Origin of the sequence: Rhodobacter sp. SY28-1 (assembly GCF_005222785.1) — a bacterium.
In the GTDB taxonomy this organism is placed as follows: Bacteria; Pseudomonadota; Alphaproteobacteria; order Rhodobacterales; family Rhodobacteraceae; genus Tabrizicola.
Genome location: NZ_STGH01000001.1, coordinates 966,876 through 989,873, shown reverse-complemented (window position 1 = coordinate 989,873; position 22,998 = coordinate 966,876). Strand labels below are relative to the sequence as shown.

The 22,998-nt window shown below is 65.8% G+C and carries 23 protein-coding genes and 1 tRNA gene; 12 read left to right on the top strand and 12 right to left on the bottom strand.

Going from position 1 to position 22,998, the window contains the following annotated elements:
- Positions 1-68 precede the first annotated feature (68 nt).
- Positions 69-824, bottom strand: coding sequence for a DUF6782 family putative metallopeptidase (locus tag E8M84_RS04850; RefSeq protein WP_137110029.1), 756 nt, complete (start codon positions 822-824; stop codon positions 69-71).
- On the bottom strand, positions 821-1,426 hold the full coding sequence (gene pncA / locus E8M84_RS04845) for a bifunctional nicotinamidase/pyrazinamidase (RefSeq protein ID WP_137110028.1): 606 nt from the start codon (positions 1,424-1,426) through the stop codon (positions 821-823). Before pncA ends, E8M84_RS04850 begins: the two co-directional genes overlap by 4 nt.
- 99 nt (positions 1,427-1,525) lie before the next feature.
- Here pncA and E8M84_RS04840 point away from each other — a divergent pair, with 99 nt between their 5' ends.
- Positions 1,526-2,437 (top strand): rhodanese-related sulfurtransferase, encoded by a 912-nt coding sequence (locus E8M84_RS04840; protein ID WP_137110027.1) that lies wholly within the window; start codon positions 1,526-1,528, stop codon positions 2,435-2,437.
- Between the two features lie 28 nt (positions 2,438-2,465).
- Here E8M84_RS04840 and E8M84_RS04835 read toward each other — a convergent pair whose 3' ends face one another.
- The gene (locus E8M84_RS04835; RefSeq protein ID WP_137110026.1) at positions 2,466-3,503 is read right to left on the bottom strand and encodes an LLM class flavin-dependent oxidoreductase; all 1,038 of its coding nucleotides are present in this window, start codon (positions 3,501-3,503) and stop codon (positions 2,466-2,468) included.
- A 261-nt stretch (positions 3,504-3,764) separates the two neighbouring features.
- On the opposite strand from E8M84_RS04835, the gene E8M84_RS04830 reads away from it, so the two are divergent.
- Positions 3,765-4,247, top strand: coding sequence for a RidA family protein (locus E8M84_RS04830; protein WP_137110025.1), 483 nt, complete (start codon positions 3,765-3,767; stop codon positions 4,245-4,247).
- Between the two features lie 113 nt (positions 4,248-4,360).
- Here the strand turns inward: E8M84_RS04830 and E8M84_RS04825 are convergent, their stop codons facing one another.
- A complete protein-coding gene (locus E8M84_RS04825; protein ID WP_137110024.1) occupies positions 4,361-4,558 on the bottom strand; it encodes a hypothetical protein in 198 nt (65 codons plus the stop codon).
- Between the two features lie 97 nt (positions 4,559-4,655).
- Here E8M84_RS04825 and E8M84_RS04820 point away from each other — a divergent pair, with 97 nt between their 5' ends.
- Positions 4,656-5,519 carry a LysR substrate-binding domain-containing protein gene (locus E8M84_RS04820; RefSeq protein ID WP_137110023.1) on the top strand — a complete coding sequence of 288 codons (864 nt, stop codon included), beginning with the start codon at positions 4,656-4,658 and terminating at the stop codon, positions 5,517-5,519.
- Between the two features lie 46 nt (positions 5,520-5,565).
- Here E8M84_RS04820 and E8M84_RS04815 read toward each other — a convergent pair whose 3' ends face one another.
- Positions 5,566-6,306: an NYN domain-containing protein gene (locus tag E8M84_RS04815; RefSeq protein WP_137110022.1), complete on the bottom strand. Its 741-nt coding sequence runs from the start codon at positions 6,304-6,306 to the stop codon at positions 5,566-5,568.
- 123 nt (positions 6,307-6,429) lie between these two features.
- Between E8M84_RS04815 and E8M84_RS04810 the strand changes: the two genes are divergently transcribed.
- The gene (locus E8M84_RS04810) at positions 6,430-7,416 is read left to right on the top strand and encodes an acyltransferase (RefSeq protein ID WP_137110021.1); all 987 of its coding nucleotides are present in this window, start codon (positions 6,430-6,432) and stop codon (positions 7,414-7,416) included.
- Here the strand turns inward: E8M84_RS04810 and E8M84_RS04805 are convergent.
- The 5 genes from E8M84_RS04805 to E8M84_RS04785 all read right to left on the bottom strand — a co-directional run bounded on the left by E8M84_RS04805 (position 7,413) and on the right by E8M84_RS04785 (position 11,164).
- The gene (locus E8M84_RS04805) at positions 7,413-7,796 is read right to left on the bottom strand and encodes a hypothetical protein (RefSeq protein ID WP_137110020.1); all 384 of its coding nucleotides are present in this window, start codon (positions 7,794-7,796) and stop codon (positions 7,413-7,415) included. The two genes, E8M84_RS04810 and E8M84_RS04805, sit on opposite strands and share 4 nt — an antisense overlap.
- Before the next feature lie 36 nt (positions 7,797-7,832).
- Positions 7,833-8,303 carry a Cys-tRNA(Pro) deacylase gene (ybaK, locus tag E8M84_RS04800; RefSeq protein ID WP_137110019.1) on the bottom strand — a complete coding sequence of 157 codons (471 nt, stop codon included), beginning with the start codon at positions 8,301-8,303 and terminating at the stop codon, positions 7,833-7,835.
- Between the two features lie 33 nt (positions 8,304-8,336).
- A complete protein-coding gene (locus tag E8M84_RS04795) occupies positions 8,337-8,930 on the bottom strand; it encodes an ATP-dependent Clp protease proteolytic subunit (protein WP_137110018.1) in 594 nt (197 codons plus the stop codon).
- Between the two features lie 127 nt (positions 8,931-9,057).
- On the bottom strand, positions 9,058-9,780 hold the full coding sequence (locus tag E8M84_RS04790; protein ID WP_137110017.1) for a hypothetical protein: 723 nt from the start codon (positions 9,778-9,780) through the stop codon (positions 9,058-9,060).
- A 253-nt stretch (positions 9,781-10,033) separates the two neighbouring features.
- Entirely contained in the window at positions 10,034-11,164 is a 1,131-nt protein-coding gene (locus E8M84_RS04785; RefSeq protein WP_137110016.1) for an S-(hydroxymethyl)glutathione dehydrogenase/class III alcohol dehydrogenase, read from the bottom strand.
- Between the two features lie 94 nt (positions 11,165-11,258).
- On the opposite strand from E8M84_RS04785, the gene E8M84_RS04780 reads away from it, so the two are divergent.
- Positions 11,259-11,540: an I78 family peptidase inhibitor gene (locus E8M84_RS04780; RefSeq protein WP_170971852.1), complete on the top strand. Its 282-nt coding sequence runs from the start codon at positions 11,259-11,261 to the stop codon at positions 11,538-11,540.
- Positions 11,540-11,821: an I78 family peptidase inhibitor gene (locus tag E8M84_RS04775; protein WP_137110014.1), complete on the top strand. Its 282-nt coding sequence runs from the start codon at positions 11,540-11,542 to the stop codon at positions 11,819-11,821. The genes E8M84_RS04780 and E8M84_RS04775 overlap by 1 nt, the downstream gene beginning before the upstream one ends.
- A gap of 51 nt (positions 11,822-11,872) precedes the next feature.
- Here the strand turns inward: E8M84_RS04775 and E8M84_RS04770 are convergent, their stop codons facing one another.
- The gene (locus E8M84_RS04770) at positions 11,873-12,313 is read right to left on the bottom strand and encodes a cytochrome c (RefSeq protein WP_137110013.1); all 441 of its coding nucleotides are present in this window, start codon (positions 12,311-12,313) and stop codon (positions 11,873-11,875) included.
- A gap of 196 nt (positions 12,314-12,509) precedes the next feature.
- On the opposite strand from E8M84_RS04770, the gene E8M84_RS04765 reads away from it, so the two are divergent.
- The 3 genes from E8M84_RS04765 (at position 12,510) to E8M84_RS04755 (ending at position 17,555) form a co-directional block, all read left to right on the top strand.
- Positions 12,510-14,186: a DUF6504 family protein gene (locus E8M84_RS04765; RefSeq protein ID WP_137110012.1), complete on the top strand. Its 1,677-nt coding sequence runs from the start codon at positions 12,510-12,512 to the stop codon at positions 14,184-14,186.
- A 48-nt stretch (positions 14,187-14,234) separates the two neighbouring features.
- Positions 14,235-15,482, top strand: a complete 1,248-nt coding sequence (gene rpoN / locus E8M84_RS04760; protein WP_137110011.1) for an RNA polymerase factor sigma-54 — start codon at positions 14,235-14,237, stop codon at positions 15,480-15,482.
- Between the two features lie 72 nt (positions 15,483-15,554).
- On the top strand, positions 15,555-17,555 hold the full coding sequence (locus tag E8M84_RS04755; RefSeq protein WP_137110010.1) for a hydantoinase/oxoprolinase N-terminal domain-containing protein: 2,001 nt from the start codon (positions 15,555-15,557) through the stop codon (positions 17,553-17,555).
- An 8-nt stretch (positions 17,556-17,563) separates the two neighbouring features.
- On the opposite strand, the gene E8M84_RS04750 is transcribed toward E8M84_RS04755, so the two are convergent.
- The gene (locus E8M84_RS04750) at positions 17,564-18,379 is read right to left on the bottom strand and encodes a hypothetical protein (RefSeq protein WP_137110009.1); all 816 of its coding nucleotides are present in this window, start codon (positions 18,377-18,379) and stop codon (positions 17,564-17,566) included.
- A 107-nt stretch (positions 18,380-18,486) separates the two neighbouring features.
- Between E8M84_RS04750 and E8M84_RS04745 the strand changes: the two genes are divergently transcribed.
- The 3 genes from E8M84_RS04745 (at position 18,487) to E8M84_RS04735 (ending at position 22,968) form a co-directional block, all read left to right on the top strand.
- Positions 18,487-18,563, top strand: a tRNA-Met gene (locus tag E8M84_RS04745).
- Between the two features lie 1,042 nt (positions 18,564-19,605).
- Positions 19,606-20,604 carry an AAA family ATPase gene (locus tag E8M84_RS04740; protein WP_137110008.1) on the top strand — a complete coding sequence of 333 codons (999 nt, stop codon included), beginning with the start codon at positions 19,606-19,608 and terminating at the stop codon, positions 20,602-20,604.
- Positions 20,605-20,613: 9 nt separating this feature from the next.
- Positions 20,614-22,968, top strand: a complete 2,355-nt coding sequence (locus E8M84_RS04735) for a S8 family peptidase (RefSeq protein WP_240790285.1) — start codon at positions 20,614-20,616, stop codon at positions 22,966-22,968.
- The last annotated feature ends 30 nt before the right edge of the window (positions 22,969-22,998 follow it).

The window sequence follows — 22,998 nt, the reverse complement described above, 5'->3', positions numbered from 1 at the left end:
GTCGCGGGTTGTAGTCTTGTCCAATGCCTGATCAGCCCAGCCAAGCCGGTCCGCCCGGTTCCTGTGCATCATGGCGGTATAGTGCAATCGTAGGGACGTCCGTCAGGCATCCTGCACAGCAGGCTGGCGAAGTCAGGCGGAACGGTCTTTGCCCCCGGGTCCACCTTCTCGCGGTCCAGTGCGTCCAGATAGTTCGAACAGATCGCGAATGTGTAGATCTCGCGCCGCTCCGCCCGTTCAAACCACTGAGCGAAGGTTGCCGAAGTTGCGGCCACCTCGTCCGCTCCCGCGGCGATTTCGTCGGCAAAACGGCTGACCAGGTCATCATGCGTCGGCCAGGTAGACAGGCTGTCCCAAGGCCCGGGATCTCCACCCTCACGCAGCTTCCAGGCAGTAAAGACCCCGATCGCCGAGGCGTCCGCCTCAAGTGCCAGTCGGACGCGGATGTAGTCCGAAAGCCTGTCAGCAATTGTCGGGCAATAGCCCCGATCAAACTGCTCCAGATGCCGGATCTCGTGCAGCAGGATGGCCAGTTGGAAGTCCTGGTCGAGCCTGGAGTTCAGGACGATGCGGTTCGTCTTCGGCTCATAGTAGCCTTGCTCCTCGACCAACCCGTCATCCAGACACAGGACGGGCGCCTGCTGCTTCAGCGCCCGTTCCAGTGACGGGAAAGCCGCAACCGTCCGGTCCAGTCGGTCTGACAAGTCCGACAGCGCACCGGTGGCTTCCGCATAGGGGTGGGAAGCGCAGGTCGATTCGGCAAAGGCTGCAGGGGCCCGTGCAAGACCAAAGAGGACAAGCGCAAGGCAGCCTGCCCGGGTCATGTCAGGCGCACACCCGCAGCCTGCATCTCGGCCCGCGCTGCTGCGAGCGAGCCGTTCAGGTCGATGGCCCGGGTCGCGCCCTCAAGGACCGTCACATTGAACCCCAGGCGTGCCGCATCCAGCGCGGAATAGGCGACGCAGTAATCCGTGGCGAGGCCGACCAGCGTCAGTGCCGTCACCCCCCGGCTGCGAAGATAGCCCTCAAGGCCCGTGGGCGTATTGTGGTCATTCTCGAAGAAGGCCGAATAGCTGTCGATCTCGGGCCGAAAGCCCTTGCGGATGACAAGCTGGGCGGGATCCGTGCGGAGGTCCTTGTGGAACTCCGCCCCCGCTGTCCCCTGCACGCAATGCGTCGGCCACAGGACCTGGGGGCCGTAGGGCATGGTCGTCAGGCTGAACGGCTCGGCCCCGGGATGGTTCGCGGCGAACGAGGCATGATTGGCCGGGTGCCAGTCCTGCGTCAGGACCACCGTGGCGAAATCCCCCATCAACCCGTTGATCCGGCTGATGATTTCGTCGCCCCCCGCCACGGCCAACGCGCCGCCGGGGCAGAAGTCGTTCTGCACGTCGATCACGATCAACGCATCCGTTGCGGGTTTCATGGCGGCCTCCCCGTGGTGTTTCCCCTTGCGTAAGGGTGGGTCCGGGGTGCGTCAAGCGAAGCGCTTGAAATTTCGGGGGGATGGGCGCAAAGGGGAGCCATGCTGACGGTTGCTGCCCTTTATCATTTCACCCGCTTTCCCGACCCCGCCGCGCTGAAGCCGGGACTTGCGGAAGTCTGCGTTTCACACGGGGTGAAGGGCTCGCTTCTGCTCGCGCCCGAGGGGATCAACGGGACCATCGCCGGGACGCGGGAGGGGATCGACGCGGCGCTTGCGGCGATCCGGGCGTTGCCGGGGTGTGCCGGGCTGGAGTGGAAGGAAAGCTTCGCCGACTCAATGCCTTTCGGGCGGATGAAGGTGAAGCTGAAGCGCGAGATCGTGACCATGGGGCAGCCCGATGTGGACCCATTGGCTCGGGTGGGGAACTACGTCTCGGCCCGGGACTGGAACTCGCTGATTTCGGACCCCGAGACCGTGGTGATCGACACCCGCAACGATTACGAGGTCGCCATCGGGACGTTTCAGGGCGCGGTGGACCCGGGGACACGGGCCTTTGGCGAGTTTCCGGACTGGTGGCAGGCGAACCGCGACCGCTTTCAGGGCAAGCGGATCGCGATGTTCTGCACCGGGGGCATCCGCTGCGAGAAGTCGACGAATTATCTTCTGGGTCAAGGGGTTAACCAGGTATTCCACCTGAAGGGGGGGATCCTGAAATACCTGGAAGAGGTGCCGGAGGAGGCCAGCCTCTGGCAGGGTCAGTGCTTTGTCTTCGACGACCGGGTCTCGGTCGGGCATGGGCTGCAACCCGGCGGCCTGAAGTCCTGCGGGGCGTGCCGGAGGCCGGTGACCGAGGCGGAGCAGGCGCACCCCAGTTATGAGGACGGGGTCTGCTGCCCGGCTTGCGTGAACGAGTATTCCGCAGCGGACCGTGAGCGATTCCGGGAGCGCCACCACCAGATGTTGCTGTCCGCCAAGCGCGGCACACAGCATCTGGGGTTTTCCTCATCGTAAGGTGGGCGTGTCGCCCACCCTACGCTGATCAGGCGGCCTGGTCCGCCAGCATGTCCTGCACCATCGGAATGACCTTCTCACCGTAAAGCCGGATGCACTCCATCAGGTCGCCATGCGGCATCGGGCCGGTCGAGTACTTCATGTCGAACCGCTGGATCCCCAACACCTTCACCGTCCGTGCGATCTTCCGCGCTACCGTTTCCGGGCTGCCAACATAGAGCGCACCGTGGTGGACTTCGTTAAGGTAGCGATCCTTGGTCACCGGGGGCCAACCACGCTCACGCCCGATCCGGCCGAACATGTCGGCGTAGTGCGGCCAGAGCTTTTCCTGTGCGATTTCATCGCTTTCCGCGACAAAGCCGGGGGAGTGGACGCCGATTGGGCGCAGGGGTTTACCCAGTTGCGCGCAGGCGCGCTGGTAAAGATCGACGTAAGGGGCGAAGCGCGAGGCGTCGCCGCCGATGATGGCAAGCATCAGTTGCAGGTCCTGCCGGACCACGCGGACCACGCTTTCCGGGGACCCGCCGACGCCGACCCAGGTGGTCATCGGCTGGCCAAGAGTCGGGAAAACCGGCTGGTTGTTCAGCGGGCTCCGGGTCTGGCCTGACCAGGTGATGCGGGGTTCGCGCAGGAGTTTCGCAAAGATTTCAAGGCGTTCCTCGAAAAGCTGGTCATAGTCCTGCAGGTCGTGGCCGAACAGCGGATAGCTTTCGGTGAAGGACCCGCGCCCCAGGATCGGCTCGGCCCGGCCGTTGGACAGCGCGTTCAGGGTGGAAAACCGCTGGAACACGCGAACCGGGTCGTCGGTCGACAGGACCGTGACGGCGGTGCCAAGCTTGATGCGATGGGTCCGGCCCGCGATGGCGGCCAGCACGATTTCCGGCGCGGAAATCGCGAAGTCGGCGCGGTGGTGTTCGCCCAAACCAATGAAATCGATGCCAATTTCATCGGCGAGCGTGGCCTGGTCCAGGACCTCGCGCAGGGTCACGTCCATCTGTTGCGGCTTGCCGTCCTGCCCGTGCGAAACGTCGCCGAACGTGTCGAGGCCGAGGGAAACATGGGTCATGGGATGCTCCTTTGCCGCCAAGGTAGGGAGTGGTTGACGGGAAATGAATGCGGATTTGGAGAGAGGTGCGGTTCAAAGGCGCACGGGATGGCGCAAGTGCTTGCGGACGCTGGATTAATTGCTGCAGGCCGCGCCGATCCGGGCGTCTACATCACGTCTATGGCGCGTCTACATCGGATGCATACGCGCGTATGCGCTGCGCCCGATTAACCATGGCGGCGAATCGCCCGGCGGGGCAGGTTGGCGGCGAAGGAGACTGCCATGACCACACCCGAAAGCCTGGCCATCCGGATGGGCCTCGACATCCCCGACTTTGACCGCGACGGCTATTACGGCGCGGACTACGGCACGATGAAACCCTTTCACCGGGTCGGGAGCCTGCTGTTCCTGTCCGGCCATGTGGCGCAGCAGGGCACGGAGATCACGCACAAGGGGCGTCTGGGAGCCAATGTGACGGTCGAAGAAGGCTATCAGGCGGCGCGGCGGACGGGACTGAACGTGCTGGGCGGCATCCGGCAGGCGGTGGGGTCGCTGGACCGGGTGAAGGGGATCGTGCGCAGCCTGAACTTTGTCGTCTGCTCGCCGGAGTTCGAGGAGGTGCACAAGGTGTCATCCGGCCTGTCGGACCTGTTTGTCGAGGTCTTCGGTCCCGAGCGGGGCCTTGGGGGCCGGGCGACGATCGGGGTGATGGCGCTGGCGAACGGGGTCTGTTTCGAGACCTGGGTCACGGTCGAGGTGGAATGACGGCTCCTCGTTGTGGCTGCGCCTCCTCGTCGCTTCGCGGTTGTCTGGCGATGCACCCGGTGATCCCCCCGGGGCGCCGCCCCGGACCCCGGAGTATTTTGCACATGGGCAAATCAGGGGGCTTGTTCGGGGCAGGGTTGCGGTGCGGGTGCGCGATGCTGGTCGAAGAGGGCGCGCACGCGGGCGAAGCGGTCCAGCCAGTGCTGGCGGCGGGCTTCGCGCAGGTCAGCCAGATGGTCTGACTTGTGGTGGGCATGGCGGTCCGTCGGGCGGACGGTGGCGCGGAGAAGGTCGAGGTTGACGCCGTGCATGGCTTTCGTCCCAAAGTGGATTGCCCCTTTGGAATGCCAGAAAACCTGCGATACTTCGAATCAGGAAAATAGCTGGAACGAAAGCTGAGCTTACGTCATGCGCTGGCGCGACCTGCCATCCCTTTCGGCCTTGCGGGCCTTTGACGCCACCGCCCGCAGCGGCAGCTTTGCCGAGGCCGGGCGCATGCTGAACGTGACCCATGCGGCGGTGACACAGGCCGTGCGCGGGTTGGAGGCGGAATTGGGGGTGCAGCTTGTGCAGCGGGCGGGGCGGACCGTCGCGCTGACCGAAGCGGGCGCGGCACTGGCGCGCAGCCTTGCGGACGGGTTCGGCACCATTGCCAGCGGGGTGGAGGCGCTGCGCCGGTCCGAGGCGCGGCGGGTGGTGCGGGTTACGACAACCACGTTCATTGCGGAAACCTACGTCATGCCGCGTCTTCCGGGCTTCTGGGCGCAGCATCCGGGCGTGGAAGTGGCCTTGTCGCCCAGCCCCGCCAAGATCGACCTGGCGCGGGACGGGTTCGACATGGCGATCCGGGCCTTGTCGGACGGCTGGGTCGAGGGGCCAGACGAGGAGATCCGCCCGCTTTGCCGGTCGCAGGTCATCGCGGTCTGTGCGCCGTCGCTGGCGCAGTCGGGCCTTTCCCCGCAGGACATGCCCTGGGTGATCGGTGCGGACAAGCATCTGGACCTGATCGAGGTCCAGGGCGCGGGCCTCGATGTGTCGCGCCTCAAGCGCGTCGAAGTCGGCAGCCCGCATCTGGAAATGTCGGCCTGCCGCCAGGGTCTGGGGGCGGGCACCGCGACCGAGATCATCTGTCGGGCGGATCTGGAGGCGGGACGGCTGGTCCGCCTGCCCCTGTCCGGATTGCCAGTGGTGACCTATGCGGCGGTCCTGCCGCGGGGTCCCCGCCGTCCGGTGGTGGAGGCCTTCGCGGGCTGGCTGCAGACGATCTTTTGAGGCGTCACGCCCCGAACTTCACGCCCGGGTCTTCACGCCTCGGACTTCACGCCTTGTCGCGGACCATGAGCTGACTGCCGTCGCCCTTCTGCACGTCGAAACGGCCGGTGCGTTTCAACAGGTCGGACAGCCGCGCGCTGCCATAGCTGCGGCTGTCGAAGTCGGGGTAAAGCTGGGTCAGGACCTGGCCAAGCTGGCCGAGGGGATAGCTGTCCTCCTCGATCCCGATCTTCTTCATCGCGGCCAGGATCAGCGGGATCGCCTTGGAGGGCGGGTCCTTTTCTGCCTTGGCCGGCGAAGTCGCGGGTTTCGCCGGTGTGGGGGCATCGACGGCTTCGGGCGCGGCGGTGAGGTTTTCGAGGAAGAGGAAGCGGTTGCAGACGTTCCTTAGCGATTCCGGGGTCTTCTTCTCGCCCACGCCTATCACCTGCAGCCCGTCCTCGCGGATGCGGGAGGCGAGGCGGGTGAAATCGCTGTCCGAGGAGACGAGGACGAAGCCGTCGACCTTGCCGGCGTGCAGGATGTCCATCGCGTCGATGACAAGGCCGATGTCGCTGGCGTTCTTGCCCTTGGTGTTGGCGGACTGCTGGTGCATCACCAGGCCCAGGCTGCGGGCCTTTTCCTTCCATTGCGACAGGGCGGAGGACGACCAGTCGCCATAGACCCGACGGACGGAAGGCTCACCCAGTCCGGCGATTTCGTCCAGCACCGCTTCGATGTGGCGGGCGGGGATGTTGTCCGCGTCGATCAGGACGGCAAGGCGCGGGGTACGGGTATCAGCGGGCATGGGGCCTCCGGGGCACGGTTGCCCCTTTGTCGCCGAGCCCGGGCCGCAAGGAAAGCGCAATCGGTCGGTTGACTTGGGACGGGTGCCGGGCAACATCGCGCCGGTCAGTGTGGGGCGGTGCGGATGATCGGTGGCTTGCAGATGCTGCGCGGGGTGGCCGCCACGCTGGTCGTCCTGTTCCATCTGCAGGCGGCGGCAGTGGCCGAGGGTCACGATCCGGGTTTCCTGCGCTGGTTCCGCTTCGGCGAAGCCGGGGTCGACGTGTTCTTCGTCCTGTCGGGCTTCGTGATCTTTCACGCCGTGCAGGGCAGGCAGGACCGGGGCGCGGGCTGGTTCCTGCGGCAGCGGTTCTGGCGGATCGTTCCGCCCTATTGGGCGGCGCTGGGGCTGACGCTGCTGGCGCTGGCCGGGCTGTCGCTGATCCGCGGGGATTGGTCGGAGTGGCCCGCGGCCGGGCAGCTCCTGGTCTCGGCCCTCTTGCTGCCCCTGCCCGATCAGGTGATGGCCGTGGCCTGGACGCTGACGGTCGAAGGCCTGTTCTACCTGGTCTTTGCCGCGACCTTCTTCCGCTTTGGCGCGCGGGGGGCGATCCTGGCGCTGGCGATCTGGGCGCTGGTCACGCAGGGGCTGAAGGTCTGGTCGCCGGGGCTGCCGGGCTGGCTGGGGCTGGTGCTTTATTCCGGGGTGATCGAGTTCCTGTTCGGCGGGCTGATCGCGCTGGCCCATGCGGCGGGCTGGCGGCGCGGGGCGGTTCCCGCGCTGGTGGTCGGAACGCTGGGGTTGGCCGCAGTGGTCGCGGGCCTTCTGCCGTTCGCCTGGGGCCGGGAATGGGTGGCGGGCCTGCCCTCGGCGGCGCTGGTCTACGCGCTGGTGGCGGGCGGCTGGCGGATGCCCGGCTGGACGCTGGTCTGGGGCGAGGCGTCCTACCTGCTTTACCTTTTGCATATTCTGGTCTTTTCGGTCGCGGGGACGCTGTTGCGCATGGCGGGCGTCGCACCCTATGGGTCCGTGCCGGTGATGCTGGGGCTGGGCATGCTGTCGATTGCAGTGTCGGTCGCGGCAACCCTTTGGCTGGAGCGGCCCTACCGCGCCTGGGCCAAGGGCCGCTAGCTGTCCGGCACTTCAGCGCAGCGCGGCCCGGTCAGCAGCGCCTGCAACCGGTCGAGTCGGGCGATATCGGTGTCAGAGATGACAAACATCGCCTCGTTGATCGGCGCGTTCAGGTAGGGCTCGACCGCAAGCTCGTTGCAGATCAGAAGCTTTCCCGTCTCGCCGACATGGGCCGCGGTCAAGTCGGACATCAGCCGGTCAAAGCTGCCGGAGAGGCGGATCACCAGCGCGGCACCCCGGTCACCTTCGTCGATCCGGCGGACGGACCGGATGTCCTCGGGCGCGGCGTTAAGGGCGTCGGGGCCGAAGATCAGGCTGATGCGCGGGACTTCGGCCTGGGCCGGAGCTGCCAACAAGGCGATGAGGACGAGGCTGCGCATGGGGCGAAGGGTAGCATGGCCGGTGCGTCCGGCAAGTCAGGCGATCAGCGGCAAGGCCTTGGCGACAAGCGCCCGGAGTGCCGCTTCAGGCGGCAGCGAGAGGAGGAGCCCGCGCTGCCCGGCGTTGATCCAGACCTGGGGGGCGGTGCAGGCAGTGGCCTCGATGGCTGTCGGAACGGCGCGCTTCTGCCCGAAGGGAGAGATGCCGCCGACATGGTAGCCGGTCATTTTCTCGGCCTTGGGGGCGGGCATCATGGCGGCGGATTTGCCACCGAAGGCTGTGGCGACCTTTTTCATGGACAAGTGCCGGTCCGAGGGGATGACGCAGCAGGCGGGCTTGCCGTCAACCTCGACCATCAGGGTCTTCAGCATAACGGCGGGGTCGATCCCCAGGGCCTCGGCAGCCTGAAGGCCCACGGCATCGGCCTTGGGGTCGTAAGGATAGGGGTGCAGCGCGACCTCGATGCCAAGGGCGGCCAGCGCGCGAAGGGCGGGGGTTGAGGACATGGGATGCGCGGGCCGTTTCCGGCCCGCCTTTCGTCATTTCAGCGCGTCGATCGAGTTGATGACCTGACCAACCAGACCATAGTCCAGCGCCTCACGCGTGGTCAGCCAGAAGTCGCGGCGGGTGTCCTGCGCGATGCGTTCGGGGGTCTGGCCGGTGGCCCTGGCGAAGAGGTGGTGGAACCGGTCCTGCATGATCTCGATCTGGCGGGCCTGGATCGCCATGTCGGACGCCGTGCCGCCGATCCCGCCCGAGGGCTGGTGCAAGAGGAAGCGGGTGTTCGGCAGGCAGTAGCGGTCCTCGACCGGGGCACCGACGAAGATCAGCGCGCCGGCGCTGGAGACCCAGCCCGAGCCGATGGTGCGGACGCGGGGGCGGATTAAGCCGATCACGTCATGCACCATGTCGCCCGATTCCACATGCCCGCCGGGCGAAGAGATGTAGAGGTTGATCGGGTCGTCGCTTTCCTCGGCCAGGGCGAGGAGATGGGTCACGGCGCGGGCGGCGACCTTGTCGTTGATCTCGCCGGTGATGATGACGCTGCGGGACTTGAAGAACAGCTGGTCGATGGCACCGCGAGGGCCGTCGTCCTTTTGCGCACGGGTATCGTCAAGAAGCGTGGTCAGCATGGCAAACTCCCTCTTGTTAATGGCCGGAGCGTGGCCGAGGGGGCGGCGAGGTGCAAGGGGGGGGCAGGATTTTCCAAGCCTTATCGAGATCTCCCTTGCGGCTGACTGCTGCGGGCAGCGGGGGCCGTCAGAACGTGTGGCCGGCCGCACAATCCTGAGGTGCGACCCACTCGCGGCTGCGCTGGACGAAGCTGTCGCGCCCCGTGCGTCCGTCAGCCGAATTCTCGGATACGGCTCTCACCTGGTCGCGCAGTCGCAAGGCTGCATTCTGGTCGTCGCCCGCATCGAGTGTTACGGCATAGTGACCGGATACTCTTGTCTGCAGCACGGATAGGCGGATGCCTGCGTCGACCTGAGCTTGCAGCAGGTTGGCAAACTCGGAGATATCGTCCTTTGCCAGAGCGCAGCCCTCAGCCGTTACGTCATAGGAGGCAATCACTGCGTGCCATTGTCCCGGCTCGGGCGTTTCGGGGCGGCTGACGATGGCGTCCAACGTCGGGCTACCTTCGGTCGCGGGCGCCAAGGCTGCCTCGGCCACCACGTCACAGTTGGCCGACCAGAGGCCTTGCGACTTCAGGTCTTCGACGAACTGGTGCACCAGCAAGGGTTCGCTGGTATCGGCCTTAAGCTCGGCACGGAGCAGCGTCGTGATGAACACGGCGCGCTTCGGATCGCAACCGTTTGCCTTTTCCAGCTCTTCCCAGGACTCGGCCAAAAGGCGCAGGGTCGCTTCGTTGTCGAACTTCCGCTCGTTCAGGCTTTCGGCAGCAATGCGGGCCTCGTAGGCGCTCCAGGCGGACAGACCCGAGAGGGCAAGGGTCAGGACTGGAAGAATGGATGCCAGAGTCATGATCGTCTCCGTTGAATGACAAGAGAAAAGTCGGGCAGTGCAATGGAGTTTGAGGATAGCAGAAAGAGCCGCACTTGTCATGCATGCGGCGGGCCGGACGTGGCAGCGGCAACAGGGTGCGGGTGTCGATCCAACGGGTCAGAAGTGTCGTCCGGCCAGTCGGCGACACTTACGCCGGTGCCGCGCGGGCAGTCCGGCCGGGGCACGGCGTAATCAGGCGTCAGACAGCCGGCCGGCGACCCTTCTTCCGGGGTTAGTAGACCACGACCGCCCGGATCGACTTGCCTTCATGCATCAGGTCGAAGCCCTTGTTGATGTCGTCGAGTGTCAGGATGTGGGTAATCATGCTGTCGATCTCGATCTTGCCGTCCATGTACCAGTCGACGATCTTCGGCACGTCCGTCCTGCCCCGAGCACCGCCGAAGGCCGTGCCTTTCCAGACCCGGCCGGTGACCAGCTGGAAGGGGCGCGTCTCGATGGTCGCGCCCGCCGGGGCCACCCCGATCACAATGGACTGGCCCCAGCCGCGGTGGGTGCACTCCAGCGCCGCCCGCATCACCTTGACGTTGCCGGTGCAGTCGAACGAGTAGTCGACGCCGCCGATCTTGTCGAAGGGCGTCTTGGTCATGTTGACGATGTGCGGGGCGATGTCGCCCTCGATCTTCGTCGGGTTGACGAAATGGGTCATGCCGAACTTGCGGCCCCATTCCTCCTTGTCGTCATTGATGTCGACGCCGATGATCTTGTCGGCCCCGGCCAGCTTGAGCCCCTGGATCACGTTGAGGCCGATGCCGCCCAGGCCGAAAACGGCTGCGGTGGCGCCCTGCTCCACCTTGGCGGTGTTCAGCACGGCACCCACCCCCGTGGTGACGCCGCAGCCGATGTAGCAGATCTTGTCGAAGGGCGCGTCGTCGCGGACCTTGGCCAGCGCGATTTCTGGCAGGACCGTGTGGTTGGCGAAGGTCGAGCAGCCCATGTAATGGTAGATCGGCGTGCCATCCAGCATGGAAAACCGCGTCGTCCCGTCCGGCATCAGCCCCTTGCCCTGCGTGTCGCGGATCGCGGTGCAGAGGTTGGTCTTGCGGCTGAGGCAGCTCGGGCACTCACGGCACTCGGGCGTGTAGAGCGGGATCACATGGTCGCCCGGTTTCAAGGTCTTCACACCCGGCCCGCACTTGACCACCACGCCCGCGCCCTCATGCCCCAGGATCGAGGGGAAGATCCCTTCCGGGTCCGCGCCGGACAGGGTGAATTCGTCGGTATGGCAGATGCCGGTGGCCTTGATCTCGATCAGGACCTCGCCCTCTTTCGGGTCGTCGAGGTTCACCTCCATGACCTGCAGCGGTTGGCCTGCGGCAACGGCGACGGCGGCACGGGTGCGCATCTGGTATTCCTCCCTTAACGATTTTTCGGAACCTGTGCCAAACTGGCGCGTAAAGCAATGCGGGATGCGACTCCCGACCCATGAGGATGCGACAATGAAACGTGCCTTTCCCCTTCTGCTCTGCGCCCCGCTTCTGCTGTCGGCCTGCGTGATGGAGCCGGTTCCGATGCCTCCCGATGACACCCTTGCGTCCTGTGGCGCGGACGACCTGCAGTATCTGGTCGGTCGGCCGGGCGTGGTGCTGGACGGGATGCGGTTCAGCCAGGACGTGCGGGTGATCCAGTACGGCATGGCGGTGACGATGGACTACAACGCGAACCGCCTGAACATCTGGCTGGATCGGCGCGATGTCATCGAACGCGTGACCTGCGGTTGATGCGGGCGGCTATCGCCCTTCTGGCCCTCGGGTTGGCGGGGTGCACGCCAGAGTTGGACGAGCTTTACATGCCGACGACGCCCGTGGATTTGGCGGCTTGCGGCGCGGACAAGTTGCAGAACCTGGTGGGTCAGCCTCGGTCGGTGCTGGACGGGATGCGCTTCAGGCAGGAGGTCCTTGTCCTTGATCCGGCTTCGCCAGTGCCCGCGGATCTTGTGCCCGAACGGCTGGTCATCGAGCTTCTGGAATACGACACGATCACGGTGGTGACCTGCGGATAAAGAAGGCCCCGGTCAGATGACCGGGGCCCTTTCGCTGCCGGTGGGCAGAGGTCAGTTCATCGCGCGGAAGTCGGTGTGGCAGTCCTTGCAGGCCCCGCCAAGCGCACCCATCCCGGCGCCGATCGTCTCGGCCGAGGCGACGTCCATCGCGGTCGCGGCATCGCCAAGGGCCTTGGCATCGGCCAGGAAGGCATCCCAGTTCGCCCAGATTTCCGGCTTGGCTTCCGAGGCCGGGTCGGCACCGCCCTGGTCCTTGAAGGCGGCCTCGATGGCGGCGGCGTCCGCGATCAGCGCGGCCTTCGCCGCTTCGGCGGCGGCGGCGTCATAGGCGGTCTTGCCACCGGCCATGTCACCGAGGATCCCGGTGTTCTTGCCGATGTCGCGCATCAGGTCGGACCGCGCCTTGGCATTCGGGTCTGTGCGGTCACCCTTGGCATAGGCTGCCCCGGCAATCACGACTGCACCGATCATTATGGCTTTGACAAACTTCATATACTGGCTCCCTCGCTGGCCTGCGCGCTCACTATAGACGTGACAATCGGTCGCGATAGCACAGGAGTTGTGCACTCACGCACTTGTCATCTGCGGTTGTGCCACCGGCTTCACGGGGTTGTCATTATGGACAGGACTCGACAGGGGCGCGGCGGGCTGGCATCACTGGAACATAGCATGAACAATCGAGTCGGTGATGGCGGGTCGGCGCATCCTGTCCCTGTGGTTTCCGCGCCTCGCGGCGGACCGGATCGCCCGGCGTCGCGGGGATGCGGTGCCGACGCCGCTGGCCGTGGTGGGTGACCGGAACGGGGCGCAGGTGCTGGTGTCGCTGTCGGTCGAGGCCGAGGCTGCGGGTCTGGCCCTGGGACAGCCCCTGCGCGATGCCACGGCGATCTGCCCTGCCCTGCTGACCGTCCCCGCCGATCCCCCGGGCGAGGCGCAGTTCCTGATGACCCTGCGCCGCTGGGCTGGGCGCTTTTCGCCCTGGGTGGCCGAGGAACCCCCTGCCGGGCTGATGATCGACCTGACCGGCTCGGCGCATCTGCATGGCGGGGAAGAGGGTGTGCTGGCCCGGGTGGCCGAGGATTGCGAAGGCTTGGGGCTGACGGTGCGCGCCGCGATTGCCGACACGCCGGGGGCGGCCTGGGCGCTGGCGCGCTATGCCAGGGCCGGGGTTGCACCCTTGCGGTCCGGCGATGCCATCGACCAGGAGGCGCGGGCGACCCGGTCGCGCGCGGCCAAACGCCGGGGCTGGGAGCGCGGCGGCGGCCCGCCCCGCGTCGTCACCGCCCGGGGGGCCGAAGCCGCGGTGATCGCCCCGCCCGGTCGGCTGTACGAGGCCTTGGCCGACCTGCCGCTCGCTGCCCTGCGGTTGCCAGGGGATGTGGTCGACCGCCTGAACCGCCTTGGCCTGCGCCGGATCGGCGAGATTTCGGGCATCCCCCGCGCGGCCCTTGCCCGCCGCTTTGGCGCCGACACGCTGCGCCGTCTGGATCAGGCGCTGGGGCTGGAACCCGAGCCCGTCAGCCCCGTCCGCCCGCCGATGCATTTCGCCGTGCGCCTGACCCTTCCCGACCCCATCGGCCTGCGCTCCGATGTCGAGGCGGCGCTGGACCGCCTGCTGCCGCCCTTCTGCGAGAAGCTGAAAGCCAAGGGGCGGGGCGTGCGGCGGGTGCTGTTCCAGGGTTTCCGCGCCGATGGCGGGGTGGCTTCGGTCGAAGTGGGCCTTGCGCGGGCCAGCGACAGCCCCGACCGCATCCGCCCGCTTCTGCACCTGAAGCTGGACCAGATCGACCCAGGGTTTGGCATCGACTGCCTGCGGCTTGAGGCGCTGGCGACCGAAGCCGTCAGCGCCGTCCAGCATCGCGGGCAGCTTGAGGTGACGGCGCATGCGCTGGCCAATCTGGGGCCGGCCCCGGTCGGCTCGGCCCAGGCGCTGGAGGATCTGATCGGCCGGCTTGGCGCAAGGCTGGGGACCGAGGCGGTCCTGCGACTTCACCCCGCCGACAGCCACGTCCCCGCCAAATCCGCCAAGACCCTGATGGCCGCCTGGAGCCAGCCGCATGACGGCCCCTGGCCCGCGCCCACCGCCCCGCGCCCTCTGGTCATGTTCCGCCCCGAGCCGGTGGACGCGCCCGGGGTGCCCGACCTGCCCACCCGCTTTCGCTGGCGGCGGCGCGAGTTCGCCATGCGGATGGCGGCGGGACCGGAACGGTTGCAACCGGAATGGTGGTTCGAGGATCCCGACTGGCGCGGCGGCACCCGCGACTACTGGCGGGTGGAAACTGAAGGCGGCGAACGGCTGTGGCTCTTCTTCGGGCGCGGCGGTGCGGTGACCGACCAGTGGTATTGCGAAGGGGTGTTTTCCTGACACAGCATGGCCTTGCGATAGCCATGTGTCCGTGTGAACCATCGCGGAATGAAGTCCAGAAACCGCATTTCCGTCCTGCAGACCCAGCGCATGGCGCTGACCACCGGGCTTGCGACCTCGATCCGCATCCTGCGCGCCGATGCGGCGGGGCTGTCGCGCTATCTGGAGGAACAGGCGGCGGAGAACCCGCAGATCATCCTGACCCGCCCGCAGGTGCAGGACTGGATCCCGCGCTGGAAATCCGCCTTCGGCTCGGATGCCGAGCGCCCGGAACAGGAAGCCGCCGGTCCCAGTCTTGTCGCCCATGTCCTGGGGATGATCGAGGCGCTGCGCCTGGACGAGGCCGAGACGCGGATCGCCATGGCGCTGGCCGAGGCGCTGGAGCCTTCGGGCTGGATCAGCCGGTCGCTGCCCGCCATCGCCGGGCAGTTGGGTGTCCACCTCTCCGTCGTGGAAAGCGTGCTGCACCGGCTGCAGGCGCGCGCCGAGCCCACCGGCCTTTTCGCCCGCAACCTGGCCGACTGCCTGCGGCTGCAGGCAGAGGAAGCGGACGAGCTTGACCGGCCGATGCAGGCGCTGCTCGACCGGCTGGACCTTCTGGCCAAGGGCGAGATCGAGCGTATCGCCCGCGAGGCGGGGCTGGAGCTTGCCGATCTGCGTCAGGCCTTCGGGCGGCTGCGCAGCTATGACCCGAAGCCCGGCGCGGGGTTCGAGCCCTTTGCCGCCCCGGTCCGCGAACCCGACCTGATCGCCGAAAAGGGCGCCTCGGGCTGGATCGTGTCGCTGAACCGCTCGGCCCTGCCCTCGGTCTCGGTCGCTGAAGGCCGGGGCAAGGGCCGGGCCGAGGCGCGGGCGCTGATCAAGATGATCGAGGGACGCAACGCCACGTTGCTGTCGGTCGGGCAGAACATCCTGACCCGGCAGACCGCCGCGCTTGAGGCAGGCCTGGGAGCGCTGGTGCCGATGACGATGGCCGAAGTGGCCGAAGCGCTGGGTCTGCACGAAAGCACGATCAGCCGGGTCGTCGCGGGGACGGCAGTAGATACGCCGCGGGGGACCTGGTGGCTGCGGGCGCTGTTCACCAAGGCCCCGCGTGAGGGCGGGCCTTCGGCCGGGGCGCTGCGCGACCGGCTGGCCCGGCTGGTGGCCGACGAGGACCCCGATCACCCCCTGTCCGACGACGCGCTGGCCGAAGCGCTGGCCGACGGCGGCGCGCCAATCGCCCGGCGCACGGTGGCGAAATATCGGGCGATGCTGAACCTGCCCCCCGCGCATCGGCGCAGGCGACGGGCCTGATGTCGTTTCCGGGGCTGACAGTCCCCTGATCCTGCACTAGCTGGCAGGAAACGGGACTGGGACAACGGCGAAATGGCGATCTTTCTGGGTGTCGATACCGGGGGCACCTACACCGATGCGGTGATCCTGGATGAGGCCGCGAATGCCGTGCTCGGCAAGGCCAAGGCTCTGACCTCGCGCCACGATCTTGCGGTGGGGATCGGGCAGGCCGTCGATGCGGCGATTGCGGCAGCGGGGGTGAAGGCCGCCGACGTGGCGCTGGTGTCGCTCTCTACGACGCTTGCCACCAATGCGCTGGTCGAAGGCCAGGGCGCCCGCGTGGCGCTGGTGTTCATCGGCTTTGACGACGCCGATCTGGGCCGGGGCGGGCTGACCGAGGCGCTGAAGGGCGATCCGGTGGTCCGCCTGCCGGGCGGGCATACTCATGCGGGGGCCGAGGTCACGGCGCTGGACCTGTCGCTGCTGGAACTGATGGTGCGCGAGCTGGGCGACGAGGTCTCGGGCTTTGCCGTGGCCTCCCAGTTCGCCACCCGCAACCCCGCACACGAGATCGCAGCGCGCGACCTGATCCGTCGGGTGACGGGCCGCCCGGTGACCTGTTCGCACGAGCTGTCCGCGAACCTCAACGGCCCGAAACGCGCGCTGACGGCGGTGCTGAACGCGCGCCTGATCGGCATGATCGACCGGCTTGTCGCGGCCTGCGAACGCCACCTTCTTGCGGTGGGCATCGACGCGCCCCTGATGGTCGTGCGCGGCGACGGGGCGCTGATCTCGGCGGCCATGGTGCGCGAACGCCCGATCGAGACGATCCTCTCCGGCCCCGCAGCCAGCATCGTCGGCGCGCGCTGGCTGACCGGGGCCTCGGATGCGCTGGTCAGCGACATCGGCGGAACGACGACCGACGTGGCCCTCCTCCGCGATGGCCTGCCCGAGATCGACCCCGAAGGCGCCCGCGTCGGCGGGTTCCGCACCATGGTCGAGGCCGTGGCGATGCGCACCACCGGCCTTGGCGGCGACAGCGAGGTGCATCTGGTGACCGAAGGGCTGAAGGGTGGCCTCCGCCTTGGCCCCCGCCGCTTGATGCCGGTGTCACTGCTGGCGGTGGAACATGGGCCGATGGTGCATGCGGCGCTGGACCGGTGGCTTTCGTCGGAAGCGGTGGGCGAGATGGACGGCCGTTTCGTCGTGCCGATGTCCGGACAGCGCGGCGGGTTGAACGCCCGCGACATCGCGGTGCTGGACCGGATCACCCATCCGATGCCGATGGTGAACGCCCTGACCTCGCGGCTGGAGGTCGCGGCGCTGGAACGGCTGGTGGCGCGGGGGCTGGTGATGATTTCGGGCGTCACGCCCTCGGACGCAAGCCATGTGCTGGGTCGGCTGGACAGTTGGGACGCGGCGGCGGCGGAAAAGGCGCTGCGGCTGATCGCCAAGCGGCGGACCGGCGCGGGGGAACGCTTTGCCACGGGGCCAGAGGTCTTTGCGCAGGCCGTGGTGGACCAGCTGACCCAGCAGACCGTCGATTGCCTGCTGGAAGCCGCCTTTGGCGAGGATACAGGCTTTGCAAGCGAAGTACCCGAGACGCTTGCCCGCCATGCGCTGACGAAGGCGGGCCTTGGCCAGCATCGCGGCGTGATCGAGGTTTCTGTCAGGCTGGGCGTCCCCGTGATCGGCCTCGGCGCCTCGGCCCCGTCCTACTACGGCGCGGTTGGCGAAAGGTTGCACTGCCCGATGATCCTGCCCGAACATGCCGGGGTCGCCAACGCCATCGGCGCGGTCGCGGGTCAGGTCAGCCAGCGGGTGACGGGAACGGTGTCCTCGCCCGCCGAAGGGCGCTTCGTCGCGCATCTGGCGGACGGGCTGCAGGTGTTCTCCAGTTCCGAGGCGGCGCTTTCGGCGCTGGAGGCAGCGCTGGTGACCGAGGCGTCAGCCCGCGCCAGGGAGGCAGGCGCGGTGGACCTGCGCGTCACCGTCGACCGCGAGTTGAAAGAGGTCGAGATCGAGGGTCGCCAGATGTTCATCGAGGCGAAGGTCACGGCCACGGCGTCGGGGCGGCCAAGGGTGGCGCACTGACGGGCCGCTCATCGCTTCCTGCGGTCGCTCTTCGCTGGCGCGGGCCCGATGTTTTCGACCCAGGGCAAGGTGAAGGTCTTGGGCAAGTTTGGCGAGCCCAGGATATCGGTCTCATAGAGATGCCGGTAGGCGGCAAGGAAGGAATCCCTTGCCCTTTGCGGCAGGGCGAACAATTCGGCCCATTGGCCCTGCAGGCGGAAGGTGGCGTTGTCCTGCATGTCACCCGTCCGCAGGGCGTCCAGCAGCACGATGGCCATGCAGGGAATGTAGCCTGTCGATTTCGGCACATGCGCGACAAGTTCAACCACTTCCGCAGGATACCAGAATTCACCCGGGGGATAGGCCACGTCGGGATCGGCCAGCAGGGCAACCAGGGCATCCCGGTGGCGCGCGACATCCATCCCGTAATCGGCGCGCGCGATGTGGTCCATCTCGGGCAGGGTCATCGCCCGCGCGATGGTCTTCAGGGCGGCATCCACACTGCTGCGGGGATGGGTCACCCGATGGTCCGGCAGCGGCTTGCACCTCTCCTCCAGAAGGCCAAGGTCGCGCAAGCGCTGGAAACCGTTCATCAGCGCGGCGCGGATCGGGGCCGGTGCCGCCAGCAGCTCTGCCTGCCACTGGTCCCAGATGTCCTCCAGAAACGGGTCCCGCCGTCCGCCCGCCATCGCCTGCCACAAAAGGCTGGCCGTGGCCGCCCAGACTCGGTCCGGCAGGGCTGCGCGGTCAAAGGCAGCACTTGTGTCATCCGCCAAGGGGTCGCCCCCAGCGGCGCGTTCAAGATCGGCCAGGGCCTGGCGGCTGGAAAAGTCATCGGCGAACATCCCGCGATGCTGCAGGCGCGGGCGGACCCGGTCAATCCGGCAAGTCTGCACTTGCGTCGGATTCACCCTTGACCTCTGCCCCGGCCCCCCTTAATTCGCGCCGCAGTGGCTAGGTAGCTCAGCTGGTTAGAGCGCGCGACTCATAATCGCGAGGTCGAGGGTTCGAGTCCCTCCCTCGCCACCACTAAACTTACATAAGGTTCTGTAATCCCAAGGGAATATCGGACCATCTGGGGTTTGACCCACCGGTTTTCCCACCAGCGCTCACTCAGTTACCCGAAAAAGATAGCATCTCGTCCTGCATGCGGCTTGTGCGCTCCATCCTGTTGGCGCGTTGGAGGAGAGCAAAATGGCTGTGATTCCCGAAGACCTACGAAGGCGCACAATGAAACCGGAGGTGCGATCAGTTGGTCGACGGCTTCCTGGAATCCCTTGAGGACGTCCTGTAGGAAGCGGCGGCGGTGAACTCGCCATACGCGCGCGATTGCGATGTCGAGGATCTCCACTCCTTAGTTGGCCGCTGGACACCGAAAGAAAGGCGGCGCCCGTTCGACCGGTTGGTGCGGCTTCTGTACGACCTCCCTGCGGCTGGTGGAACTGGCGCCCAAAAACCGGCCATGTATGTCGGCGATCGTGCGCACAGACCCCGCGGGGGTCGCGCGCGGGGGGGTGGGGGAAGAACTGACCGCGCGATTGGAGTACTCCACTCCAGCTTTCGCGAACAAGTTTTTCGCAATTTTTTATTATATTACATGGATATAGAGAAAAGATTGATCTGACGGAGTTCGGTCATTCGCCGCCGAGGCGAGGTGATTGCGCGTAATGTACGGAGGCGGACGAAGGGGGACTCTGTCGGCACATAGAGTCCAGATAGGTGCCGGGCCGCTGCGCAACAGTTGCCAGCCGAGTTTTCAGGATGCTGCAAAGTGCACTAAGGTGGCTGCTTCGATACGGGCTGCGGATGCAGCAGACGGTTCCATTTGGTTCTGGACTTTTCCGCCACAACGCCAGGATAGTTGGCAGCGGCGCCACGATAATCGTCGATCAGCTCGGCCGAGCCGCGGCGTACGTCTTAAGGGCGATAGCGTCTTTCTTTGCAGGGCCCGTTCTAACTGCGTCCAATGATCCGAACCCGAGTGCATCTGGCTCCTGGAACTTCAAGACTTCAGTTATTGTTGGCAAGGCCTTTCTTGAACAGCTAGGGTAGATGGGAAACGGGAGGTGACATGGCGCGCGGCGAACTGATGAAGAAGCTCATAACGAGCTACGGTCGCGACGATAAGTTCCGCACCGTGTTCGAGCAGATAATTGGCGAGGAAGAGCGCAAGGGCAATCGAGTGCTCGCAGATTCTTTGCGTAGGTCTCTTGATCACCTCGGTGAAGGTGCAACCCGAGCGGCTCCCGCAACTAAGCTCTTGCCCTTTCCGGACGAAGCACGCGAGTTTATCCAGCGGGTGGAGCCACGCCGCACGCCGACCGAGCTTCACCTGTCTCAGGAGAACACCGAGCTTTTTGCCGGCATAATCCGCGAGTACCGGCAGGCGGACCGCCTACGCCGCCATGGTCTCGAAGTTCGATCTAAACTGCTTTTCTGTGGCCCGCCGGGGACCGGGAAGACCATGTGCGCCGAGGTGTTCGCCGGCGAGTTGGGACTGCCATTCTTCCATGTACGTCTCGACAGCCTCGTGTCGTCCTATCTCGGCGAGACGGCAACCAACATCCGCAAAACCTTCGAGTTCGCGCGGCGCCAGCCTTGCGTTCTCTTCTTCGACGAGTTCGATGCGCTGGCGCGCTCGCGAGAGGATGCGACCGAGACTGGCGAGTTGCGCCGTGTGGTCAATAGCCTTTTGATGTTCATCGAGCAGATCGAGCCTGGCGGATTTCTGATAGCAGCGACGAACCTTGCCAGTCAGCTCGATCCAGCGATTTGGAGAAGGTTCGACGAGGTGGTCTGGTTCGACCTACCAGACGCCCGGATGATCGAGACCTACCTGCGCCACGCCTTTCGCAATGTAGCTAAGTCTATTGATCCGACGACCTATGTCGAGCGTCTGACGGGATGCTCCTATGCGGAACTGGCCCGAATTACCCAACAAGCGATCAAGATGTCGATCCTCGATGGCAACACGGGTGTGACGGACGGCCATCTGCGCTCAGCCCTGCGCAATTCAGAGCGCCGGCGTGCGAGGACGCAGAACGGTGGCACGTCGGCCACCTCCCTTTAGGAAGGCGGGATGGCCCAGCTCGACCACTTGCAACTAATCCGTGCCCGTGTGCCGATCGCGCGGCGCAAGACCGGTGGCGGCGGTGCGCCACCTGGACGCGGCGGAGGTCACGGCGGTGCACTTCAGACCAAGACCCAAGCTGCAGTGGCGGAGCAGCGAGCTGCCAAGCCAGCCGCCTTCGTCGATCCCTCTCTACTCCTTCGCGTCCAAGTAGAAGGGCATATCGCAGAGAGCGAGTGGGAGAAACTCGGCCTGTCGGTGGTCTCCAGCGATGCCGATCGCACAGTCCTGCTTTTCTCTTCAACAGGCGACTTGACTGAGTTCGTCGACCGCCTCGGCAAGTTCGACGCTCCGCCCGCAAACCCAGGTCAAAAGAATCCGAACTATGCCGGCCTCGTGGGACGGATCGACGAGATCGGCTGGCTCGCCCCGCGGGATCGACTGGGGCCGAAGATTAGAGCCGAAGGCTTCACCGAAGCCGAGGATCTTCAGGACGATGTTCGCTACGTCCTCGACATTGAGCTCTGGGAGTTTGGCATCCGGGCCCGGCGCGAAGCGAAAGTGGCGGAGATCGAACAGTTCCTGATTGCTCAAGGCGGGGCCGTCTACGACACCTATATCGGACCATCCATCACCGTGATGCGTGTAGAAGCTACGGGGCGTGGCATCCGCCCTCTCCTCGGCGTGCCAGAGGTCGCAGTAATTGACCTACCTCCGGAGCCGGATCTCACAGCCCAGCCAATGGTGGCCCTAGAAGCGAGTGGGGTCCCATCCGTCCGCAGTCCTGCGGATGGTGCGCCGGTCATCGGCGTCCTCGACAGCGGCGTGAATGATCATCCATTGCTGGACGGGCTAATCGTGGGGCATTACCTCGGCGAGGGAATCGCGGACTCTGCCGATGTTTGGGGACACGGCACATCAGTCGCTGGAACAGCACTTTTTGGTGACCTGCGCGACGCGATTCCCACGGGCGCTTTAGAACCGGTTGGACGGCTAGCGGTGGCCAAGGTCGTTGGCGACAACGGCCGGTTCCCAGACCGACGCACCGTTCCAAATCTAATGGATTCCGCGATCCGCACACTGCATACAGACCAAGGTTGTCGACTGTTCGTACTGTCTCTTGGCGATACAAACGCCAACCTTCCACAGGGTCGGGTCGGTCCTTGGGCCGCTACCCTTGACGCACTCGCCCGCGAGCTTGACGTACTAATTGTCGTGTCCGCCGGCAATCGGGGGCGGCCAAGACCCTTCAGATCGGCAACGTCCGAAGAACTTGTAACCGTATACCCAACCTATCTGCTTGAGCCAGAAAACCGGCTGGCTGAGCCCGCAGGCGCGGCAAACGTCCTGACGGTTGGAGCGGTGGCGGGAGGAACCGGCCTCGATGCCCGGCATGAGCGAGATGCAAACGTTCGGCCGATCACGCGGGAATGGGGCGAGCCTTCGCCCTTCACGCGGGTTGGACCTGGGGCAGGCGGTGCGAGAAAACCCGATGTCGTCGACCTCGGCGGGACGGTTGTCTTTGATGTGCCCTCTATCAGCTTAACTGGCGCACCACATCTGCCTGCAGCTGGTGTTATAACGCTGAACCATCGCTATACCGAGCAGTTTCTCACGGCCGCCGGAGGCACATCCTTTGCAGCGCCGCTGTTGATCCGCAAGGCAGCACAGCTGCTACGCCGTATGCCCAATGCATCCGCCAACCTCTTACGCGCGCTCCTCGTGGGCGCGGCTCGCTCACCCGACGCCTTCGAACGACGGTTGGCCGCAATGTCCGCCACCGAGCGAGTCAGGATCGGAGGCAACGGGGTCGTCGATCCCATCCGCGCTGCATACTCGGATGAGCATCGTGTAGTCCTCTACGCCGAGGACGCCTTGGAGATGGATCAGTTCGCAGTCTACCGCCTGCCCATACCACCCGAGTTCCGAACGGGAGGCGCCCGGACGATCCGGGTCTCCCTCTCCTATGACCCGCCCGTCCGCCGCACCCGGAGTGACTATCTGGGCACCAAGATGGATTTCCGTCTTCTGCGCGGCATCGACGAGGCAGAGCTCTTTGAGCATTTCCGCGAAAGGGACAAGGCGCTGGAGGGGGCAGCACCAGACGTTCCAGAAAGGTTTAAGTGCAAGCTCCAACCCGGATCGGATGAGCGGGCGAGTAACACGCTTCAGACGGCCTCAATCACTTTCAAGCGTGACACCAATTACTATGGCGAAGTCTACTATCTCGTCGTTCGATGCCTTTCACATTGGGCACTGGACCAGGTTCTCGATCAGCGGTTCGCAGTTGTTGTGGAACTCGAGCATCAACCGGAGATCAGGATCTACAACCGTGTTCGTGAGCGCGTGCAGGTACGTGCCTAATCCTAGCAATGAGTCTCTCTTCGGTGATGG

Bases quoted from the DNA above. Each gene is read 5' to 3' on its own strand.
- E8M84_RS04850 (WP_137110029.1), bottom strand. From the start codon at position 824: ATGACCCGGGCAGGCTGCCTTGCGCTTGTCCTCTTTGGTCTTGCACGG.
- pncA (WP_137110028.1), bottom strand. From the start codon at position 1,426: ATGAAACCCGCAACGGATGCGTTGATCGTGATCGACGTGCAGAACGAC.
- E8M84_RS04840 (WP_137110027.1), top strand. From the start codon at position 1,526: ATGCTGACGGTTGCTGCCCTTTATCATTTCACCCGCTTTCCCGACCCC.
- E8M84_RS04835 (WP_137110026.1), bottom strand. From the start codon at position 3,503: ATGACCCATGTTTCCCTCGGCCTCGACACGTTCGGCGACGTTTCGCAC.
- E8M84_RS04830 (WP_137110025.1), top strand. From the start codon at position 3,765: ATGACCACACCCGAAAGCCTGGCCATCCGGATGGGCCTCGACATCCCC.
- E8M84_RS04825 (WP_137110024.1), bottom strand. From the start codon at position 4,558: ATGCACGGCGTCAACCTCGACCTTCTCCGCGCCACCGTCCGCCCGACG.
- E8M84_RS04820 (WP_137110023.1), top strand. From the start codon at position 4,656: ATGCGCTGGCGCGACCTGCCATCCCTTTCGGCCTTGCGGGCCTTTGAC.
- E8M84_RS04815 (WP_137110022.1), bottom strand. From the start codon at position 6,306: ATGCCCGCTGATACCCGTACCCCGCGCCTTGCCGTCCTGATCGACGCG.
- E8M84_RS04810 (WP_137110021.1), top strand. From the start codon at position 6,430: ATGATCGGTGGCTTGCAGATGCTGCGCGGGGTGGCCGCCACGCTGGTC.
- E8M84_RS04805 (WP_137110020.1), bottom strand. From the start codon at position 7,796: ATGCGCAGCCTCGTCCTCATCGCCTTGTTGGCAGCTCCGGCCCAGGCC.
- ybaK (WP_137110019.1), bottom strand. From the start codon at position 8,303: ATGTCCTCAACCCCCGCCCTTCGCGCGCTGGCCGCCCTTGGCATCGAG.
- E8M84_RS04795 (WP_137110018.1), bottom strand. From the start codon at position 8,930: ATGCTGACCACGCTTCTTGACGATACCCGTGCGCAAAAGGACGACGGC.
- E8M84_RS04790 (WP_137110017.1), bottom strand. From the start codon at position 9,780: ATGACTCTGGCATCCATTCTTCCAGTCCTGACCCTTGCCCTCTCGGGT.
- E8M84_RS04785 (WP_137110016.1), bottom strand. From the start codon at position 11,164: ATGCGCACCCGTGCCGCCGTCGCCGTTGCCGCAGGCCAACCGCTGCAG.
- E8M84_RS04780 (WP_170971852.1), top strand. From the start codon at position 11,259: ATGAAACGTGCCTTTCCCCTTCTGCTCTGCGCCCCGCTTCTGCTGTCG.
- E8M84_RS04775 (WP_137110014.1), top strand. From the start codon at position 11,540: ATGCGGGCGGCTATCGCCCTTCTGGCCCTCGGGTTGGCGGGGTGCACG.
- E8M84_RS04770 (WP_137110013.1), bottom strand. From the start codon at position 12,313: ATGAAGTTTGTCAAAGCCATAATGATCGGTGCAGTCGTGATTGCCGGG.
- E8M84_RS04765 (WP_137110012.1), top strand. From the start codon at position 12,510: ATGGCGGGTCGGCGCATCCTGTCCCTGTGGTTTCCGCGCCTCGCGGCG.
- rpoN (WP_137110011.1), top strand. From the start codon at position 14,235: ATGAAGTCCAGAAACCGCATTTCCGTCCTGCAGACCCAGCGCATGGCG.
- E8M84_RS04755 (WP_137110010.1), top strand. From the start codon at position 15,555: ATGGCGATCTTTCTGGGTGTCGATACCGGGGGCACCTACACCGATGCG.
- E8M84_RS04750 (WP_137110009.1), bottom strand. From the start codon at position 18,379: ATGTTCGCCGATGACTTTTCCAGCCGCCAGGCCCTGGCCGATCTTGAA.
- E8M84_RS04740 (WP_137110008.1), top strand. From the start codon at position 19,606: ATGGCGCGCGGCGAACTGATGAAGAAGCTCATAACGAGCTACGGTCGC.
- E8M84_RS04735 (WP_240790285.1), top strand. From the start codon at position 20,614: ATGGCCCAGCTCGACCACTTGCAACTAATCCGTGCCCGTGTGCCGATC.